This is a genomic window from Chryseobacterium lathyri (assembly GCF_003290185.1).
GTDB classification, from domain to species: Bacteria; Bacteroidota; Bacteroidia; order Flavobacteriales; family Weeksellaceae; genus Chryseobacterium; species Chryseobacterium lathyri.
On the sequence record NZ_QNFY01000001.1, the window covers coordinates 169,255 to 189,358 of the forward strand.

Annotated in this window: 20 protein-coding genes; 10 read left to right on the forward strand and 10 right to left on the reverse strand. The window is 37.1% G+C overall.

The genetic code is table 11. The features are described from left to right. Positions 1 to 57: 57 nt before the first annotated feature. From gpmI to DRF61_RS00715, 5 genes are all read left to right on the forward strand, one after another. Positions 58 to 1,599 carry a 2,3-bisphosphoglycerate-independent phosphoglycerate mutase gene (gene gpmI / locus DRF61_RS00695; RefSeq protein ID WP_111953049.1) on the forward strand — a complete coding sequence of 514 codons (1,542 nt, stop codon included), beginning with the start codon at positions 58 to 60 and terminating at the stop codon, positions 1,597 to 1,599. 152 nt (positions 1,600 to 1,751) lie between these two features. Further along, a complete protein-coding gene (locus DRF61_RS00700; RefSeq protein ID WP_111953051.1) occupies positions 1,752 to 2,732 on the forward strand; it encodes an acyl-ACP desaturase in 981 nt (326 codons plus the stop codon). Positions 2,733 to 2,823: 91 nt separating this feature from the next. After that, positions 2,824 to 3,255, forward strand: a complete 432-nt coding sequence (locus DRF61_RS00705) for a BT0820 family HAD-type phosphatase (RefSeq protein ID WP_111953053.1) — start codon at positions 2,824 to 2,826, stop codon at positions 3,253 to 3,255. 185 nt (positions 3,256 to 3,440) lie between these two features. Then, positions 3,441 to 4,250 (forward strand): type I methionyl aminopeptidase, encoded by an 810-nt coding sequence (map, locus tag DRF61_RS00710; RefSeq protein WP_111953055.1) that lies wholly within the window; start codon positions 3,441 to 3,443, stop codon positions 4,248 to 4,250. Beyond that, the gene (locus DRF61_RS00715) at positions 4,250 to 5,017 is read left to right on the forward strand and encodes a class I SAM-dependent methyltransferase (RefSeq protein ID WP_111953057.1); all 768 of its coding nucleotides are present in this window, start codon (positions 4,250 to 4,252) and stop codon (positions 5,015 to 5,017) included. The genes map and DRF61_RS00715 overlap by 1 nt, the downstream gene beginning before the upstream one ends. Positions 5,018 to 5,085: 68 nt before the next feature. On the opposite strand, the gene DRF61_RS00720 is transcribed toward DRF61_RS00715, so the two are convergent. From DRF61_RS00720 to DRF61_RS00730, 3 genes are all read right to left on the reverse strand, one after another. Continuing rightward, a complete protein-coding gene (locus DRF61_RS00720) occupies positions 5,086 to 5,412 on the reverse strand; it encodes a DMT family transporter (protein ID WP_111953059.1) in 327 nt (108 codons plus the stop codon). 222 nt (positions 5,413 to 5,634) lie between these two features. Then, positions 5,635 to 6,198 (reverse strand): Crp/Fnr family transcriptional regulator, encoded by a 564-nt coding sequence (locus tag DRF61_RS00725; RefSeq protein ID WP_111953061.1) that lies wholly within the window; start codon positions 6,196 to 6,198, stop codon positions 5,635 to 5,637. Between the two features lie 5 nt (positions 6,199 to 6,203). Continuing rightward, positions 6,204 to 6,536, reverse strand: a complete 333-nt coding sequence (locus tag DRF61_RS00730) for a hypothetical protein (RefSeq protein ID WP_111953063.1) — start codon at positions 6,534 to 6,536, stop codon at positions 6,204 to 6,206. Positions 6,537 to 6,666: 130 nt separating this feature from the next. Between DRF61_RS00730 and era the strand changes: the two genes are divergently transcribed. The 3 genes from era (at position 6,667) to DRF61_RS00745 (ending at position 10,593) form a co-directional block, all read left to right on the forward strand. After that, entirely contained in the window at positions 6,667 to 7,542 is an 876-nt protein-coding gene (era, locus tag DRF61_RS00735) for a GTPase Era (protein ID WP_111953065.1), read from the forward strand. A 67-nt stretch (positions 7,543 to 7,609) separates the two neighbouring features. Further along, on the forward strand, positions 7,610 to 8,038 hold the full coding sequence (locus DRF61_RS00740; protein ID WP_111953067.1) for a DoxX family protein: 429 nt from the start codon (positions 7,610 to 7,612) through the stop codon (positions 8,036 to 8,038). A 152-nt stretch (positions 8,039 to 8,190) separates the two neighbouring features. Beyond that, entirely contained in the window at positions 8,191 to 10,593 is a 2,403-nt protein-coding gene (locus tag DRF61_RS00745; RefSeq protein ID WP_111953069.1) for an alpha/beta hydrolase family protein, read from the forward strand. A gap of 47 nt (positions 10,594 to 10,640) precedes the next feature. Here DRF61_RS00745 and DRF61_RS00750 read toward each other — a convergent pair whose 3' ends face one another. Further along, a complete protein-coding gene (locus DRF61_RS00750) occupies positions 10,641 to 11,330 on the reverse strand; it encodes an HAD family hydrolase (protein WP_111953071.1) in 690 nt (229 codons plus the stop codon). Between the two features lie 77 nt (positions 11,331 to 11,407). Here DRF61_RS00750 and DRF61_RS00755 point away from each other — a divergent pair, with 77 nt between their 5' ends. Together DRF61_RS00755 and DRF61_RS00760 are read left to right on the forward strand one after the other, a co-directional pair. Further along, positions 11,408 to 11,974, forward strand: a complete 567-nt coding sequence (locus DRF61_RS00755; protein ID WP_111953073.1) for a Crp/Fnr family transcriptional regulator — start codon at positions 11,408 to 11,410, stop codon at positions 11,972 to 11,974. 269 nt (positions 11,975 to 12,243) lie between these two features. After that, entirely contained in the window at positions 12,244 to 12,747 is a 504-nt protein-coding gene (locus tag DRF61_RS00760) for a GNAT family N-acetyltransferase (protein WP_174772301.1), read from the forward strand. A 394-nt stretch (positions 12,748 to 13,141) separates the two neighbouring features. Here DRF61_RS00760 and DRF61_RS00765 read toward each other — a convergent pair whose 3' ends face one another. The 6 genes from DRF61_RS00765 to DRF61_RS00790 all read right to left on the reverse strand — a co-directional run bounded on the left by DRF61_RS00765 (position 13,142) and on the right by DRF61_RS00790 (position 20,104). Then, on the reverse strand, positions 13,142 to 14,155 hold the full coding sequence (locus DRF61_RS00765; protein WP_111953075.1) for a terpene synthase family protein: 1,014 nt from the start codon (positions 14,153 to 14,155) through the stop codon (positions 13,142 to 13,144). A gap of 539 nt (positions 14,156 to 14,694) precedes the next feature. Then, positions 14,695 to 16,056 (reverse strand): MATE family efflux transporter, encoded by a 1,362-nt coding sequence (locus DRF61_RS00770; protein ID WP_111953077.1) that lies wholly within the window; start codon positions 16,054 to 16,056, stop codon positions 14,695 to 14,697. A 102-nt stretch (positions 16,057 to 16,158) separates the two neighbouring features. Continuing rightward, the gene (locus DRF61_RS00775; RefSeq protein ID WP_111953079.1) at positions 16,159 to 17,343 is read right to left on the reverse strand and encodes a sigma-54-dependent transcriptional regulator; all 1,185 of its coding nucleotides are present in this window, start codon (positions 17,341 to 17,343) and stop codon (positions 16,159 to 16,161) included. Positions 17,344 to 17,399: 56 nt separating this feature from the next. Then, positions 17,400 to 18,059, reverse strand: coding sequence for a YggS family pyridoxal phosphate-dependent enzyme (locus DRF61_RS00780; protein WP_111953081.1), 660 nt, complete (start codon positions 18,057 to 18,059; stop codon positions 17,400 to 17,402). Between the two features lie 116 nt (positions 18,060 to 18,175). Beyond that, complete coding sequence (locus DRF61_RS00785; RefSeq protein WP_111953083.1) at positions 18,176 to 19,042, reverse strand: polysaccharide deacetylase family protein; 867 nt, start codon at positions 19,040 to 19,042, stop codon at positions 18,176 to 18,178. A 333-nt stretch (positions 19,043 to 19,375) separates the two neighbouring features. After that, positions 19,376 to 20,104, reverse strand: a complete 729-nt coding sequence (locus DRF61_RS00790; RefSeq protein ID WP_111953085.1) for a DUF72 domain-containing protein — start codon at positions 20,102 to 20,104, stop codon at positions 19,376 to 19,378.

A 20,104-nucleotide genomic window follows, 5' to 3' on the forward strand; every position in this document is an offset into this window, starting at 1 on the left:
CAAATTCGTCCATTCATCCGAAATTAGGTAAATTTGTGTAACAAAAAGTTATACGAAATGTCAAAAAAAGCAATATTAGCAATCCTTGACGGATGGGGACTGGGAACAAATCCAGAGGTGTCTGCCTTAGATAAAGCAAACACTCCATTTATAGACGGCTGTTATCAAAAATTTCCACATACAACACTTGAAGCCAGCGGACTGGCTGTAGGACTTCCTGCAGGACAGATGGGGAATTCTGAAGTAGGGCACATGAATTTGGGAGCAGGAAGAGTGGTCTATCAGAATCTTGTAAAACTGAATATGGCCGTTGAGAACGGAACACTGGGACAACAGCAGGTCATTCAGGATGCTTTCGATTACGCTAAAAGAGAAAATAAAAAACTGCACTTTATCGGATTGGTTTCCAATGGTGGTGTACATTCGCATATCAATCACTTAAAAGGGTTATTAACTGCTGCCCAGGAGTTCGGACTGCATGAAAATGTTTTCGTTCACGCATTTACAGACGGAAGAGACTGTGATCCGCATTCAGGACTTGGGTTTATAGAAGAGCTTCAGAACCATATGGAGGTTACAGTAGGCAAGCTGGCAACGGTGATCGGAAGATATTATGCAATGGACCGTGATAAAAGATGGGAACGTGTAAAACTGGCATACGATGCGATGGTAGAAGGAGTAGGGCTACAGACGACAGATGCTTTGACCGCTATTAAGTCGTCTTATGATAATAATGTGACTGATGAATTCTTAAAGCCTATTATTCTGGTTAAAACAACAGAAACAGGAAACGTAGTTCCGGTAGCCAAAATTATAGATGGTGACGTGGTCATCTGTTTCAATTTCCGTACAGACAGAGGGCGTGAGATTACAGAAGTTCTTACCCAGAAAGATTTCCCTGATTTCTTTATGCGTAAACTCAACCTTCATTATATCACTTTAACCAATTATGATAAAACCTATCAGAATGTACAGGTTGTGTTTGATGAAGAAGTATTGAAGGAAACAATGGGTGAAATTCTTGAAAGAAACGGTAAAACACAGATCAGAATTGCCGAAACAGAAAAATACCCTCACGTAACGTTTTTCTTCTCCGGAGGCAGGGAAGAAGAATTCAACGGAGAAAGAAGACTGCTTTGTCCAAGTCCGAAAGATGTTCCCACTTATGATCTTAAGCCGGAAATGTCTGCTTATGACATTACCAATGCCATTGTGCCCGAATTGGAAAACGGAACAGCGGATTTTGTCTGTTTGAATTTTGCCAATACTGATATGGTAGGTCATACCGGAGTTTTTGAAGCAGCAGTAAAGGCCGCTGAAACAGTAGATAAATGCATTGAGAAAGTAGCAACTGCAGCTTATGAGCATGGCTATGCCGTATTTATCCTGGCTGACCATGGAAACTCAGATGTAATGATCAATCCGGACGGTACTCCCAACACACAGCATTCTACGAACCTTGTACCATTTATTGTGATGGATAAAGACCATACATGGAATTTAAAACCTGGGAAACTTGGAGATGTAGCACCGACTATCTTAAAAGTAATGGGAGTAGAGATTCCGGAAGTAATGACAGGAGATATCTTAGTTAGTTAAAAATTCAATAATATTGTCCGAAAAATGCCGTTATGGTATAGATGGCGGCATTTTTGTATGATTTATATCAGTCATTGTATGAGTTGCATAGGTTATTATGCGACAAATAATAAATAAATCATATCTTTGTAAATTAAAATCCATATAGTAAGATGTATCAAAAGCTTGTCAGAAAAGAAGTAATGGGAATATTGGAAAAGGAAGTAGGTTCTTTTCTGGATAAATTTTTAACGCCAATTGAAAAAATCTGGCAGCCTTCCGATTATCTTCCGGATCCGTCAAGCGCTGATTTTAAATATGACTTAGAAGAAATTCAGACTTTTGCCCGTGAAATGCCTTATGATTTGTTTGTAACTCTGATTGGCGACTGTATCACAGAAGAAGCATTGCCTTCTTATGAATCATGGTTAATGGGAGTGGACGGAATAGATCAGGAGCAGAAAGAAGTGGGCTGGGCCCACTGGATAAGAGCATGGACTGGTGAAGAAAACAGACATGGAGATCTTTTGGGCAAATACCTTTATCTGTGCGGAAGAGTGAATATGAGAGAACTGGAAGTGACCACTCAATATTTAATTAATGACGGTTTCGATTTAGGGACAAGTATGGATCCATACAGAAACTTTGTTTATACAAGCTTTCAGGAAACGGCTACCAATATATCGCACAGAAGAGTGGGTACATTGGCAAAACAATCAGGAAACGGAAAGTTAGCAAAAATGTGTGGTGTAATTGCTGCAGATGAAGCCAGACACGCAAAAGCATACAAACATTTCGTTGCTAAAATTTTAGAAATAGACCCATCAGAAATGATCCTTGCATTTGAAGATATGATGCGTAAAAAAATCGTAATGCCTGCTCATATGATGAGACAGTCCGGACAAAAAGCCGGAGAGCTTTGGGGGCATTTCTCAGATGCAGCACAAAGATGTATGGTATATACAGGTCAGGATTATATCAATATTATGAAAGACTTATTGGATGAATGGAAGATAGAGCATGTAAAAGGACTTACTGAACAAGCTGAAAAAGCTCAGGAATACCTGATGAAACTGCCTGCGAGACTTCAGAAAATTACGGACAGAATTTCAACTCCGGATTTACAGTTTCAGTTTAAGTGGGTAAAAGGCTAACTTTACAAACATTAAATTATAAAACTTAAGAGTGCCATCGTTTTCGGCACTCTTTTTATTTCTTATCTTTGCAAAGCTAAAAAAAGACAAAATGTTAAATAACAAGAAAATTGCTGTTGATTTCGACGGAACTATTGTTGATGATGCATATCCGGCAATTGGTAAAGCAAAAATCTTTGCTTTCGAAACATTAAAAAGACTTCAGGCAGAAGGGTACAGGCTAATTCTCTGGACATACAGACACGGAAAGACTTTGGATGAAGCTGTAGAATTTTGCAGAAATAATGGTGTAGAATTTTATGCGGTGAATTCCAGTTTTGAAGGAGAAGTTTTTGATCCTGAAAATCAGTCAAGAAAACTGGATGCAGACTGGTTCATCGATGACAGGAATTTAGGAGGATTTCCAGGTTGGGGAGAAATCTACAATATTATCCAGGAAAGAATAGAATTCCGTGTAGAAGGAAAAGAAGTTCTGGCCTATTCAAAACTTAAAAAAGAAAAGAAAAAAGGACTTTTCTGGTAACAATTTAAAATAGAAGTTAGAAGCTAGAGATTAGAAATTAGTTTTTTAATGCTGCTGCTTCGTTTAGAACTTTATCAGAAAACCGTAGATGTTGGGAAGGCTATCATTTAATCTTACTTTAAAATATACATTAAGTTGTAGTCTAACTTCTAACTTCTAACATCTAATATCTAACATCTATAAAAATGATTCAATTAAAAACAATAGAGGAGCTCCGCCTGATGAAGGAGAGTGCACACCTGGTTTCAAAAACACTGGGAATGCTTGCAAAAGAAATAAAACCTGGAATCAATACTTTATATCTTGATAAGCTGGCTCATGATTTCATTAAAGATCATGGGGCAGAACCTGCTTTTTTAGGATATGGCGGTTTCCCGAATTCTTTATGTATTTCTCCAAACGATCAGGTTGTTCACGGTTTTCCGAATAATGATATTATCAAAGAAGGAGATGTTCTTTCTGTAGACTGTGGGGTTATTCTCAACGGTTTTGTAGGAGATCATGCTTATACATTTGAGATCGGGGAAGTGAAACCTGAGGTTAAAAAACTATTGCAGGTAACCAAAGAATCCCTTTACAAAGGAATTGAGCAGTGCGTAAGAGGAAAAAGAATAGGGGATATTTCCCATGCCATCCAGGCACACTGTGAAAAAGAAGGATATGGGGTGGTGAAAGAACTTGTAGGACATGGTCTTGGAAGAAAAATGCATGAAGATCCTCAGGTTCCGAATTACGGAAGGCAGGGAAGCGGAAAAGTTATCAAAGATGGTCTTGCCATTGCCATCGAGCCGATGGTGAACTTAGGAACGGAAAAGGTGAAATTCCATAATGACGGCTGGACGGTCACTACTTTGGATAACCTGCCTTCTGCCCATTTTGAGCATGACGTAGCAGTAATCAACGGGAAACCGGTGCTGCTTTCCACATTCAAATATGTTTATGAGGCCCTGGGTATCGTAAGTGATGAAGAAAAGCCTTTCCAATTGGATTTTTAATGAAAAAAGTAACTAAACTTTTACTCAATAAAATACCTCGTCCAATGCTTATTAAAATGAGTATCTGGGCGAGGCCGCTTATTTATCAGTTTTTTAAAGGAGAGGAATTCTATGATCCTATCGACGGAAGATCCTATCGGAAATTCCTTCCTTACGGCTATGGAAAACAACGCGAAAATGCGCTTTCTCCGGGGACGCTGAGTTTGGAAAGACACCGTCAGATGTGGCTCTATCTTCAAAACGAGACCGATTTTTTCATTAAAAATGCCAAAGTTCTGCATATCGCTCCTGAACAGGAATTCCTCAGAAAATTCAAGATGATGAAAAATCTGAATTATATTTCTGCAGATCTTTTTTCCCCCATCGTAGATGTGAAAGCGGATATTCTGGATCTACCATTTCTTGATGAAAGTTTTGATATTGTTTTCTGTAATCATGTCCTGGAACATATTGAAGACGATGCAAAGGCGATCAGTGAATTGTATAGAGTAATGAAGCCCGGAGGCTGGGGAATTTTTCAGGTTCCCATGAGAAACTCTATGGAAAAGACCTATGAAGATTTTTCAATAAAGGATCCGAAAGAACGTCAGAAACATTTCGGACAGTACGACCATGTCCGCTGGTACGGAATGGATTATTTCGACCGTTTGAGGAAGGCCGGTTTTGAAACTGAACCCAATTTCTATTCCCAGAATTTTTCAGAAGAAGAAATCAAAAAATACGGGCTGAGACAAAATGAGATCTTGCCTGTAGTTTTCAAAAAATGATTATAATAAACCCGTCCTCATGTTGAAGACGGGTTTATTTAAATATAGATAGAAGTTGTTTTTCGATCTTAGTGAGAAACAGATTTCAGTCCTACTACAGAACCAATTAAAGTTACGATAAAAAATACCCTCCAAAAGCTCACAGGATCTTTAAAAAAGAAAATTCCCATCAGCGCTGTTCCTACGGCTCCTATCCCTGTCCATACTGCATAAGCTGTCCCAATTGGAAGCGTTTGCGTAGCTTTGATCAGCAGTACCATACTGATTGTCATAGTCACCAGAAAACCGGCATACCAATAGTACATCTCAGATCCGGAAGTTTCTTTGGCTTTACCCAAACAAGATGCAAAAGCAACCTCAAACAATCCGGCGATGATTAAAATAATCCAATTCATTTTTTTAAATTTTCTCTCCTGCAAATTTCCGCATTTGAAAGTAGAAACAATTTTACATTTGTTAAAAAAGGATTTATTTGTCGGGAAGTCGGACGCTCGAAGAGGGAAGTTATTAAATCTAAAAGAACAACTGCAGTGCAAATTTATTTGTTTTTAAAGAAGCTGTTAAAAATGAATGACTAATAGTAACTTCCAGCCTCCCGCTTCCAGCTTCCAGCCTTCTTATTTTATTTCTGCCCGGATCCTGCTCAGACTTACCTGTGTAATGCCAAGATAAGAGGCAATATGTCCCAGTTGAACTCTTTTTAAAAGATCGGATTTATTCGTCATCAGATCTTTATAACGTTCCAGGGAGGTTTTAAACTGTCTTGAAATAATCAGTTCTTCCGTTTTCATAAGTTCCTTTTCTGCAAATTTCCTTCCCCAGTTAGCGATGTGGATATCTTCATTAAAAAGTTTTCTCAGACTTTCCGTTTCCAGAATGTACAGATCACAGTCTTCCAGAAGCTCAATACTTTCATAGCCGGGTCTGTCTTCTACATAACTTTTCATGGAAACTATCGTTTCTCCTTCGCTTCCGAACCAGAATGTAATATCATTCTCAGCAGTAGAAGCATAAGCACGTACAATACCTTTCCTGATAAAATAGATATGCGGGATAATTTTATCTGCTTCCATAAGGCAGAAATATTTGGGATGTGATACTTCCTGAATGTGCTGTTTCAAAGCATTTTTAGAAGCTTCTGGCAAAACATAAATACGGTCAAGGATCTGATCTATATCCATGAATTTTAATTGTTTTTTGAAATTTTCTTCTCTATGTTCTTAACTTCTGTTAATGCGGACTGGGCAAAATCTTTCCATTTGTTTTGATGTTCAGCCGGTATCTGAACCCATCCGTTCATCTTTTTCCCTTCAGAAGGTTCAAAAATAGAAGTTCCATTTAAACCTAAAGCTTCTTCTAAGACTGATCCACTGAGTTTTATCGCAATACTTCCATTTTTTGATAATAAGAATGCTTTACCATTAGGAGCTTTCAGGCAAAGAGCGCCAAACATTTTTCCCTGCTGAGCCTCCGGGATTTCTGCCGCTAATTCTGCAAAATGTTTTTCTGCTTCAGCCATAGATGAATTTTGCTATAAATATATTACTTTTTCAAAGGCTGCACGTACTTTTCATGGAAACCAAACCCAATTAAATTTTGTTTTCACTAACTTTGCAGCCCGGTTCAATCTTGAGCCTAAAAAATATTATATGCACAAAGCAGGATTCGTAAATATAGTCGGAAAGCCCAATGCGGGAAAATCTACCTTATTAAACCAGTTAATGGGGGAGAAATTGGCTATCGTAACACAAAAGGCACAGACAACACGCCACAGGATTTTTGGAATTTATAATGAGGATGATTTACAGATCGTATTTTCAGATACTCCCGGAGTTTTAGACGCCAAGTATGGTCTTCAGGAAAAAATGATGGATTTTGTAAAGGATTCTTTACAGGATGCCGATGTATTTCTGTTTATTGTAGATGTTACAGATAAGGCCGAACCTTCAGAATTCTTAATTGATAAACTTAATAAGATTCCGGTTCCGGTATTGCTTCTGCTGAACAAAGTAGACCAGACTACCCAGGAAGGACTTGAAAAACTGGTAGAAGAATGGCACAACAGGATTCCTAAAGCTGAGATTCTTCCTATCTCTGCCCTTAATGCCTTCAATACAGATATCATTCTTCCGAAATTAAGATCTCTGTTGCCGGAAAACCCTCCATATTATGACAAAGAGCAGTACACCGATAAGCCGGAAAGATTTTTTGTCAACGAGGCGATCCGTGAAAAAATCCTTTTAAACTATGAGAAAGAAATTCCTTATTCTGTAGAAGTAGTGACCGAGCAGTTTAAAGAAAAAGAAGGCATTATTTTCATCGATTCTATTATTTATGTGGAAAGAGATACCCAGAAAGGAATTATCATTGGGCATAAGGGAGAAGCTATCAAAAAAGTAGGAACTGAAGCCAGATTGGATCTGGAAAAATTCTTTTCCAAGAAAATTCACCTGAATCTTTTTGTAAAAGTGAAAAAGGACTGGCGTAAAAACGACAGGGATTTGAAAAATTTCGGATACAGATAAACTAAAAATGCCCGGAATTCCGTTCTATTAAAAGATTTTTATTAACTTTAATCTAAATTTTTAGTAAATGAACTATTTTAACTCAAATTCCAGCTCAGTACCTAAAGATATTATTTTATTAGTAGTAAGAGTATTTGTTGGTTTTGCCATGCTTTCTCACGGGTTTCCGAAACTTCAGATGCTGCTTGAAGGCGGCAAAATTGAATTTTTCGACTTTATAGGGTTAGGCCCTACAGTGACCCTGGTTCTTGCGGTTATTGCTGAATTTGTTTGTTCAATACTTCTTATATTAGGTCTTTTTACAAGGATTTCTTTAGGATTTCTGATCTTTACAATGGTCATTGCTGCTTTTGTAGTTCATGGAGGAGATCCTTTTGAGAAAAAAGAAATGAGTCTGATCTATTTGTCTGTTTATCTGCTTCTCATGGTTTTTGGTGCAGGAAAAGTATCGGTAGATCATATGATAGAAAAAAGAAAAAGAGCTTCGGATTGGTAGCCCGGTTCAGATAAAAGATAAAAGAGCATTAGAAATAGTGCTCTTTTTTATTTTGATGTCAATGGAACTGTTTGTTACTTCCAGTAATATGTTTCTCATAAAGCAATTAGTTGTATCCTAAAAATCACTAATTTCGTGGAAAACGAATTTATATGAAGATAAAACTGACCATTTGCCTTCTGGCATTTCTCAATTTCTATGATGCACAGGAGAATATTACTTATCAAAAACCATCTGCTGAAATTCTAAAGCTTGCAGATTATGAAAGACCGCCAAGCGTCCTGATGAACAGCAAAAAAGACTGGGTGGTTTTCACTTACCGTCCGACCTATAAAACACTGGAAGACCTTAATCAGCAGGAAATGAAACTTGCCGGTTTAAGAATTAATCCGGTTACTAATATTTCAAGCAGTGTCACTTACTCCGATAATCTGAAGATCAGAAAGATTAATGATAAAAGCGAGGTTCAGGTGAAGAACCTACCTTCCAATGCTAAAATCACTTATATTTCATTTTCGCCGGACGAAAAAACACTGGCATTTACCAACACAACCAATAAGGGAGTTGAGCTTTGGTCCGTAGATATGGAAACTGCTACTGCCAAAAAAATTACTGGTGATAATCTTAATGCTAACTTAGGAACGCCCTATACATGGTACAATGATTCCAAAAGTCTTCTGATCAGGACCCTTCCCCAGAACAGACCAGCTCTGATAGATGCCAGCAAAGATCTTCCAACCGGACCTATCGTTTCTACAGCTGACGGTAAAGTGTCGCAAAACAGAACCTATCAGGATCTTTTAAAAAATCCTCAGGATGAAAAAAACTTTGAGGTTCTTACCGCTTCAGAAATTTATAGTGTAGACCTGAATGGAACCCTTAAAAAAGTAAAAGACCAGGATATGTATTCCGGTTTAAGCTTTTCTCCGGACGGAAATTATTTGATGGCTACGGTGATCAAAAAACCTTTTTCATACATTGTCCCTTTGAGCAGGTTTCCAATGACAACTACGGTGTATGATATGAAAGGAAATGCAGTAAAAATAGTAAATGATGTTCCTTTGAACGAAATAATGCCAAAAGGATTTTCGTCTGTAAGAACAGGAAAAAGAAGTATGGGCTGGAGAAATGATGCACCGGCAACTTTAGTATTTGCTGAAGCATTGGATGGAGGTGACCAGTCTAAATCTGCAGAGTACAGGGATGAGATCTTTACATGGGAAGCACCTTTTACTACTGCTCCAAAATCATTCTTTAAAACAAAACAGAGATATGAAGGCGTAAGCTGGACCAACGATCACTATGCGATAGTTTCTGAAGGCTGGTATGATACAAGAAATACAAAATCTTTCCTTGTGGATCTTAATAACGGCGAATCAAAAGTGATTGATGACAGAAATTACCAGGATGTTTACAGTGATCCTGGGAACTTTAGTACTACAAAAAATCAATACGGGAGATATGTTATTGATATGAAAGGAGGAAAAACCTATCTGATAGGAGACGGATTTACCAAAGACGGACAGCATCCTTTCATCGATGAAATGGATGTAAAGTCGCTAAAAAAGAAAAGATTATATACATCTAACGTTAAGAATGGCAAGGAAGAGATCATAGATATCCTTAATCCTTCAAAAGGTGAAATTCTGACAACCCAGCAGTCCCCAAGCCTGTACCCGAATTATTTTAAAAAGAATATTAAAACCAATAAAGCAGAAGCAGTAACTCAATTTGCAAATCCTTTTGAAAGTATTAAAGACGTTTATAAAGAGGTAATTACATACAAAAGAAATGACGGTGTTACTTTAACGGGAACCCTATACTTGCCTGCCAATTACGACAGAAAAGCTAAAAAAGAAAAACTTCCTTTACTGATCTGGGCTTATCCTACTGAATACAAGGATAAAAATACAGCAGGGCAGAATACCCAGAACCCGAATGACTTTACGTTTCCATATTACGGATCTTTCGTGTATTGGACTACAAAAGGCTATGCTGTACTGGATGATGCTGCTTTCCCGATTATTGGAGAAGGTAAGACGGAACCAAATGATACTTTCATTCCACAGTTGGTAGCAAATGGAAGAGCAGCTATAGATGCTGTAGACAAGTTAGGCTATATTGATAGAACTAAAGTTGCTGTTGGAGGTCATTCATATGGTGCATTTATGACGGCTAATCTTTTAACCCATTCTAAGGACTATGCCTGTGGTATTGCAAGAAGTGGAGCTTATAACAGAACGCTGACTCCGTTTGGATTCCAGAGCGAGCAGAGAAATTACTGGGATGTTCCGGAAATTTATAACACAATGTCGCCATTCATGAATGCTGATAAAATGAAAACACCAATGCTTTTAATTCATGGTGATGCCGACAATAACCCGGGAACCTTTACTTTGCAGACGGAAAGATATTTCCAGGCTCTGAAAAATTTGGGAGCTCCTGTAAAAATGGTCCTTCTTCCAAAAGAAGCACATGGTTATGTGGCTAAAGAGAATATTCTACACCTTTTATGGGAACAGGATCAGTTCCTTGAGAAGTGTCTGAAAAAATAAAATAGTTAAATAAAAAGCCCGTTCATTATTTAGAGCGGGCTTTTTTTTTATAAATACTTCAGTACTTCATCAATACTTGTCAGTTCCATGAAGTTATCATGTTCCAGATGATGTTCATGCTGCTCATGGCTCCAGGTCACATGATAAGGAATGTGTGCTGCAAAGCCTCCGATCTCCAGTACTGGAAGAACATCTGATTTTATAGAATTCCCGAGCATTAAAAATTGCTCTGGTTTACAGTCCAGATGTTTCAACAGCTTTTGATAGTCACTTTCCTTTTTGTCACTCATAATTTCTATATGGTGAAAATAGTCCTGCAGTCCGGAGTTTTTAAGCTTTCGTTCCTGATCCAACAGATCTCCTTTTGTGGCCACAACCAGCCTGTATTTTCCTTTTAATGCATCTAATGTTTGGGTAACACCTTCCAGTAATTCTATAGGTTTCTGCAGGAGTTCCTGACCAATTTCAATAGTTCTGTCAATCAGCTGCATCGATGCTGTACCGTCTGAAACTCTGCTCACGGTTTCTATCATACAAAGCATAAATCCTTTTACCCCGTAGCCATACAGATGAAGATTTTTTATTTCAGTTTTAAATAATTCCTGAGAGACAGAATGTTGTGGCAGATAATCTTCAAGAAGTACACAGAATTCTTCTTCTGCTTCCTGAAAATAAGGTTCATTGATCCACAGTGTATCATCTGCATCAAAAGCGATGGTTGTTATATGATTATTCATTTTACTTTTGTATTTTTCTCGTGACAAAATTCAATATAAAAATTCAAACAGAAAAGGACATTTGTCCCGGATAAAATATGTTACGGACCAATCAGCTATTTTTAAATTATCTGGAAGATCTATACAAAAAACAGGAACGAAAAGAAGATATTGTGATAAGATCTTTTTCCAAAGGTGATAGAATATTCACGCAAAACGAAGAACCCTCTAAAGTAATGCTGATCAAAGAGGGAATTACCAAATGTTTTTTCGTTGAAGAAAACGATAAGGAATATATTGTTGAATTTCTGGGAAAAGGTGAGATCATCGGGGAAATAGAACTGATCCGGAATATTTCCTGCCTCTGCAGTATTGAAGCAGTCACTGACGTCACTGTGTATGCTGTAGCTATACCGTATTTCAGGACTTTGATTAAAACTGACCTCTCACTGAATAATCTGCTGCTGGACGTATTTGCCGAACGTATTGTCAATACATCCAAAAGAGCCTCTTATCAACAGTTGTATGCGGCTGAACATACTTTGTCCCAGCTTCTTGAACTGCAGAAACATGAAGAAATTGAGATTTCAAAAGAGGATATGGCTGCTTACCTGGGAATTACAGTAAGAAGTCTGAACCGGACTTTGAAGAATTTAGGGAAGTAAACAAGTTAAGGATAGAGAATGGAAGAGGGAAGTTATTGAGTGTAAAAAGACAACCAGTATGTTTTCATAGGAGAACAATTAGATTACTTTTTTACTATAAAAATATCGAGCAATAGCCTTGTCAAGGTTCAAAACCTTGACAAGGCTATCTGGAAGACTAATAGTAACCATCTTTCATCCTTCCTATTAATTACAATTATTGATTGAATTTCTGCTCATAAAAACATTATCCTCCGTATTTTTGCACAGATAAAACCGGAATTTATAAAATGGGAGAACTGCAATTCAGAAATGCTGACCTGAAAGATTTAGAAAGAATTGTTGAGATATACAATTCTACCATTCCGTCAAGAATGGTGACTGCCGATACAGAAAACGTTACTGTAGAAAGCAGGAAAAAATGGTTTGATGAACATAATCCTGAAACAAGACCACTTTGGATCATTGAAAATAGTAATCATGAAACAGTAGGTTGGGTGAGCTTTTCTTCATTTTATGGAAGGCCTGCATACAATGGAACCGTTGAAATGAGTATTTACCTCGATGAATCCTGCAGAGGAAAAGGTTTTGGGAAAAAAGTAATGGAATACTGTATTGATAAGGCTCCAAGTTTAGGGATAAAAACACTTCTTGGATTTATCTTTTCACATAATGAAGCTAGCCTGAAACTTTTCAGGAATTTTGGATTTGAAGATTGGGGAATGTTTCCTGATGTGGCCATTTTGGATGGAATAGAAAGGAGCCTGACGATTTTAGGGAAAAAGGTGAGTTAAATCTCTTTATGTACAGAGTAGGGTGAATCCCTTTTAACTTCTAAAGGAAAATACAGATGAAAAATACAAGCTTTAAAGAATTTGTGGAAGGGGGACAAAGTTTAGTTATATGGAGGATTATAATTTAAGTTTGTAGAATTCTTATTCTTGGATAAAAAATTGCTGAAACGTTAAGCAGGTACCATACTAGCAGTACGCATGCAGTCTCATTTTTGTATATTTCAGGCTATTGTTCTGTCAGGAAAATGTAGCCATTATCCATCCTGTATCTTTCCCCATCCGCTCTGCATGTGAATGGATAAAGTCGGGCCAGGGTAATGGCTACATAGCATATGATCTTTTGAATTATATTCTTCTGGTTAAGATTAAATTTGTAAAATATTAACTATCAGTCCTAGAAATATTTAATTTCTACTCTGTCCATTGTCTCACCTTTTCCATTGGGTGGCACAGCAAATCCACCAGGTTCATATCGTTCTGTTCCGCTTTTATAGTACCAATTATTTAACCCACTGATCATTTGTTTTATGTAATAAATAAATTCCTCTGTCTCCTTTTGATATGGACTGAAATCCGGTAGGTGATTTGATAATGTTACAAATTCATTTACAAGCTCATCATGAATCCTCATTCCTTCTTTGCAGGCTTCATCAAAAGAAATTTTATTGTGATGCTGTAATAATTTGATGATATTGAAAATCTCTGATTCTATAGCGAGCTCTTTGCCAATAGTTGCAAAATCGTTCTGAAGAGCAACAATGATTGACTGTAGCATAATAATACGCTGTATAACGGTATGATTATAAATGTAATCAGGTAAAGCAAAACCAGTTGAAGGGCAAATTAAATCAACAAATGGAATCATTCCTATGGAATTTGCACGGATTAAATGAAAAAGAGGAATAGGAGGAATATCTTTACTGATTTTATATGGTGATTCTTCCATAATTCCATCAGTAACGAAACGGTATTTATAATTCTTAGCGATCCGCTCAAGCCAGAAGTCTGGCATCCCAAGCGCAATCCATTCCTTTCTGTTTGTTTGCATTTGACGGAACATGCCTATTTCCCCCGGTTTTGGATCATCTCCCATCATCACCTCAAAAATACGGTCTCTGATTGCTGCAATTTCCTTTACGGGCAAAAGTTCAACATAATCATCAGTCACTGTCATATAAATAGCAAAACGCGTTGCATGGAGAATTCTGTCCTTTTCGGTAGCTGCAGGTACCATAAAGGGGCCTACATCAACTAACCGCATTTTTCTGTACCGGGTCATTGCCTCTTTTGATAAGAATTGATAATCCTGGTCATACCAACTGGTTTCTTCTTCATAGAAAGTTCCAGCGAAAGGGCTTGAGAGGGTTTCCCAAGGGTATACTGGCTTGGGCACATTAAATTGATTCATAATATATGGTTTTAGTTTAAAATGAAAAAAAATTGTATTTATACTCAATATGTGATTATCTTCTAAGTTGTTATGCTCCACAAATTCTTTCAGGTGTTCATTGTAGAAGTAAATCTTCAAGACAGGCTTCTTTCAGATGTTCATGCTGGATTACCTTAAGATATTGTAATGCATACTGTCTGGTTACCTCGTTTTGATTACTGATTGTATTTCATTGAAAAGAATAACCAGGTTGGGGATTTTTTAATGCTGGAAAAGGATATTGAAATTATTTGTAAAGCAGCTAAAGTGTGTTGAAATTTTCATGTTCATATTGTGATGTTTTTTGGTTTAGTTTTGAATACTAAAATAAGAATTTATTATCCGTAATAAAATTTTATTTTAAAATATTCAATATTTATCAAATATAATTTCGTAGGTGATGTGATTGTAGGTTAATTAATATTGATGATTTTTCCAATATTTTCTTATTCTTGGCTAAAAAAACTGCGCGAAGTCGAAGACTTCGCGCAGTTTTTTTAGCAGATTTTCTTATTTATTTAAGAATTCTGCTTAATTCTCTTCGCAGACATGTTTAAAAACCGCTTCACCAGGAAAACTGCAGAAACTGTGAGGCCCAGTCCTAGAGCGATCCACATTCCGAATGCCCCCATTTTTAAAGTGACACATAAGAAATACCCTAAAGGAATGGTAATCACCCAATAAGCGATAAAAGTATAGATCGATGGGATCTTTACATCCTGAAGTCCTCTGAGCATCCCCAAAGCCGTTACCTGAACGCCGTCCGAAAGCTGAAATAAAGCAGCGATAATCATTAATTTTGAAGCCAGCATAATCACTTCAACTTCCTCTTTTTTAGTAAAGAAAGTCGGTAAAATATTTCTTCCCAAAATGAAGATCATTCCGCAGATACACATGAAAATAAAGGCTATTTTCAGGTTGTTGATCCCGACCTTTCTTAATTCAACAAAGTTCTGCTCACCCAATTTTCTTCCGATCATGACCGTTGAAGCCACACTGAATCCTACACAAAGGTTGAAGGTAAATGAAGCCATACTTAGGGCGATCTGGTGAGAAGCAATATCGTGAGCCGAAATTAGACCACAAATAAATGCAGCACCTGCGAAAGCCGTAACTTCAAAGAACATCTGTAAAGCGGTAGGCAGCCCCAGTTTCACCATCTTATCAAACATATTTCTGGAGAAAACCTGTATTTTTAAAGAGAAATCTTTGATATAACGTCTTGTTTTTTTCTCTTTAACCAATACCACATACAGGAATACCACCATAAATATTCTGGAGATTAATGTTGCTAAGGCGGAACCTTTTACTCCCATTTCAGGGAAGATCCAAAGTCCTTTGATGAAAACATAGTTCAGGGCAATATTGATGATATTGGCAATGATCGTAGCCTTGGTAACGCCTATGGTATAGGATAATCCTTCAGAAACTTCACGAAGCGTCTGAAAAGCCATAAACGGGATCATGCTGATAGCCATAATACCCAGGAAATCTACCGTATTCGGAATGATCTTCTCCGGCTGCCCGGAATGATAGAGTAGCGGCATCCCTAAAAGCAGAATAGCCATTAAAATAATCCCCACAGACATATTGATCACAAATCCGTGACTGAATACGGAATTAATAGTTCCGTGATCCTCCTTAGAGTGTGCTTCAGAAACCAGAGGAGGAATAGCAAATGAAAATCCCAGTGCCAGCACAAACACTGAGAAAAATACAGCATTCCCCAATGAAACGGAAGCCAGTGCATCAGCACCTAAAAGTTTCCCGACAATGATATTGTCGAACAGATTCACCGAGACCTGCCCAACCTGCGTAAGCATGACAGGAAGAGCCAGGGTAAGGCATTCTTTCGTATAGTTTTTGTTTAAAAAGTTCATAATAGTTTATGATTCATATAGTTTAATATTTAAAAGTAGGGCAAAAAAAATTTGCAGTAAGGCTACTGCAAATTGTTATCATATATTTAATGTTCAATTAAATTATTTCCTTACAAAACTTGCAACATCCTCCTCGGAAACAGTATTTCCACCAAGAATAATTAATCTTTCCACAACATTTCTCAATTCCCTGATATTTCCAGTCCATGAAAGAACTTTAAGCGCCTCAATCGCCTTATCATCAAACTTTTTCACGGCAGTACCATGCTCATCGGCAATTAATCCGGAAAAATGATCTACCAATAATTTGATATCCTCTTTTCTGTCATCCAACGGCGGAACATAAATTTCAATTACAGAAAGCCTGTGGTAAAGGTCTTCCCTGAATTTCCCTTCCTCAATTTCCTTCTGCATGTTCTTATTGGTTGCTGCAATTACCCTTACATCAACTTTTATTTCCTTATCACTTCCTACAGGAGAAACTTTGCTTTCCTGCAATGCCCTCAAAACCTTGGCCTGAGCAATAAGGCTCATATCTCCGATCTCATCCAAGAAGATGGTACCGCCAGTTGCCTGCTCGAATTTTCCCTGCTTGTCTTTGATGGCACCTGTAAAAGAACCTTTCACATGTCCGAAAAGTTCAGATTCAATAAGCTCAGAAGGGATAGCGGCACAGTTTACTTCGATCATCGGACCTCTTGCACGCTCGCTTTGATTGTGGATAGCATGGGCTACGAGTTCTTTTCCAGCACCATTTGGCCCTGTAATCAAAACCCGGGCATCAGAAGCAGCTACCTTTTCGATCATATCCTGAATCTTCTTCAAAGCAGGAGAATCGCCGATCATCTGGTATTTTTTGTTAACCTTTTTCTTTAAGGTCTTATTTTCAGTTTGAAGATTTTTATTTTCCTTTTTCAGACTTTCTTTGGCTAAAGCATTTTTTACACTTGTGATCAGTCTGTTGATATCAATAGGTTTGGAAATAAAATCGTATGCACCTTCCTTCAGACAGGAAACAGCAGAATCAATATCCGCGTGGCCAGAGATCATGATGAATGTACTTTCAGGCTTTAAGATCATACTTTGCTTTAAAAGTTCTGTTCCTGAAAGTTTAGGCATCTTGATATCAGAGATCACCAATGCGAAATCTTCTTTTTCTATCTGTTTGTAGCCTTCAAGGCCATCTTCAGCGATAACAAATTCGTAATCGGTAAGTTCATCAGAAAGGATACTGTGTAATACTCCCGAGATTGCTTTTTCGTCTTCTACAATAAGGATTTTTTGCATAGTTGCAAATTTAGATTTTTTGATTCAATTATTAGCAAAAACTATACCTAAATATACTATTTTGAGTAATCTCTTCTACCGAAAATGGCGGATCCAACCCTTACAGAATTTGCATCACATTCAATGGCAGCCGGGAAATCGTCACTCATTCCCATAGATAAAGTTTCGAGGGTTTTTAATTGATTTAATTCATCAAAAAGCCTTTTTAAAATTAAAAATTCTCTTTTCACCTGTTCTTTATCATCTGTAAATGTGGCCATTCCCATCAGGCCGGTTATTTCAACATTGGAGAATTTTCCGTCAATATACTGTTGGAATAATGTTTTTGCTTCAGCAATCTCAAGTCCGAATTTAGTTTCCTCTGCTGCAATTTTTACCTGAAGCAGTACTTTAATGGTTCTGCTGTTTTTTCCGGCTTCCTTACTGATCTCTATAAGAAGCTTTTCAGAATCCACACTTTGGATGGTATCAATGAAAGAAGCAATATACTTTACTTTATTGGTCTGCAGATGTCCGATAAGGTGCCATTGGATATCTTTTGGAAGGAGAGGGTATTTCTCCATAAGCTCCTGAACCTTGTTTTCGCCAAAGACTTTTTGCCCCAGGTTATAGACTTCCTGAATGGCTTCAACCGGATGCGTTTTTGAAACTGCTACAAGCTGAACTCCCGATGGAAGCTGATTTTGTATTGCTGTATAATTTTCTTTAATATCCATGAATGCAAATTTCTGAATTTTAAAAGCAAAAAACTAATGAATCTGTAAAATTGTTGTTTCTAGTTGCTAGCTGGCGGTTACCATCAATGTAATTGTTACATTGATAGAGTATTACATTAATTAAGAATGTCATTGATCTGCGGATACTGAGAAATCTTTCTGAAGACAAATTTGTTGCTTTTCTGAAGCTTTTCAATAAACATATCCAGTTCATTGATGGAATCTGCATCTCTGAGATATTGGTCATGTGTAAGAAAAACCAGATGTCTTGATGTTTTTTCCAGATCATTAAGAAAGATGCTGTCCACCTTCTTAATCATGGCTTCATGGCTTCCCTTTAAAGTCATTTTTTGAGAAGGCCTCCATTCCAGATCCCAGCCGATTACTTTATAACCTGCTTTTTTCAGGCCGTTTGCGGCATCGGTGGAGCTTTTAATATCAGTAACATTAATATTGTTCAGCCTCCAGATATTTCTTCCCGGAGTTCTTGCTATCTTATCGTAAAGCTTAAGGCTGTCTTTAGCAATATCAAAATCATGGACTACAGCCTCAGGATTCTTGTAAAAATCAGTATATTTATTATGGGCGTGGCTAAAGCTGTGATTGGCAAGCTCAATCAGCGGATTGCTTCTTAAAAGCTCCATATCATCCTTTTGTCTTTTGCTTCCGTAGGCATGTTTTCCTACCAGAAAAGCAGTTGCACATACATTCCTTTTGTTTAATATTTTAAGGAGATTTTCCGTTCCCTGGTTGGGGCCGTCATCAAAAGTAAGGTAGATAATTCTTTTATCAGATTCTACGCTCTCATCATCTATTTTGGGGGCCGTTTGTACGGTGGGAGGTTCCAGTGAGACTGTTTTTTCAAACTCTTTCACATCAGTTTTGCTGTTACAGCCGTTGAATACAATTGAAGCTGCACTCACCAATGCAGTCATTCCCAGAAAAGCCATGTTTTTTGACTTTTCCCCAAAAATTTTTTTCATAAAGATAATGGAGGTTTAAATCGTTAAAAATTGTTAAAAATATTGCTGAAATGTTAACAAATTATATGCCAGTATTTGATAAAACACTGCTTTTTAATTTTATTTTAATAACTTTATTTTAAACGATATTTTGTAGAACGAAATGCTTTTTCAATTCTATTTTCTTATTCTTGAAATTTAACATTTATAATTGTAAAAACAATAGCTTTTTTCTATTCTTGTTGAAATTAAAACATTCCTCCTTTATTGGGGAATTATTTTAAAGTAAACAGGTGAATTTGTTTTTTAGCTAGAATAACACGAAAGATGACCGAAAGATTTTGTGTGCGAGGCTTATTCTAAAACTTTCTTCAGATATAGTGCATTTTTAATTGCAGCAGTGCCCCATGTATTATTGAAAAATACAAATGCTTTTTTTTCTGAATGGCTGATTTTTTCAGAAAGATCATCAAGAAAATCCAAGCTGTACTCCGATTTGTAGAGGACCGGTTTTCCGTGAAGCCTGTAGTACAAAACTTCAGGATGATTGTCAATAATTTCTTCCGGAAGATCGCCGGGAAAGCTGACGCCGGAAAAAACAATATTATTTTCTTTTAAAACACTGAAAATTTCTTCAGTCCACCAGGAATTGTGACGGAATTCTATAACATTTAAATAATTAAAATCAAGACTGGTCAGGATCAGATCGATGTTTTCCTGCGATTTTTTAAAAGAAGGCGGAAACTGATACAGAAATCCGGAAAGCTTTCCTTTTAAATGAGCCTGGATATGGGTGCAGAATTCTGAAATATCTTCTTTAGAATCTTTCAACCGCTTTTCATGGGAAATGGCTTTAGGAATTTTGATGAAGAACTTAAACTCTTCAGGAGTTTCATCGTGCCATTTTAAAAGGGTTTTTGCGGTTGGTTTTCTGTAAAAAGTGGAATTGATCTCCACTGTATTGAAAACCTGGGAATATAAGGTAAGAAAGTCTTTACTTTGAGTATTCTCAGGGTATAGCGACCCTTTCCAGTCGTTATTATAAAATCCCGAACATCCAATGTAAAGACTTCCTTTTTTCAT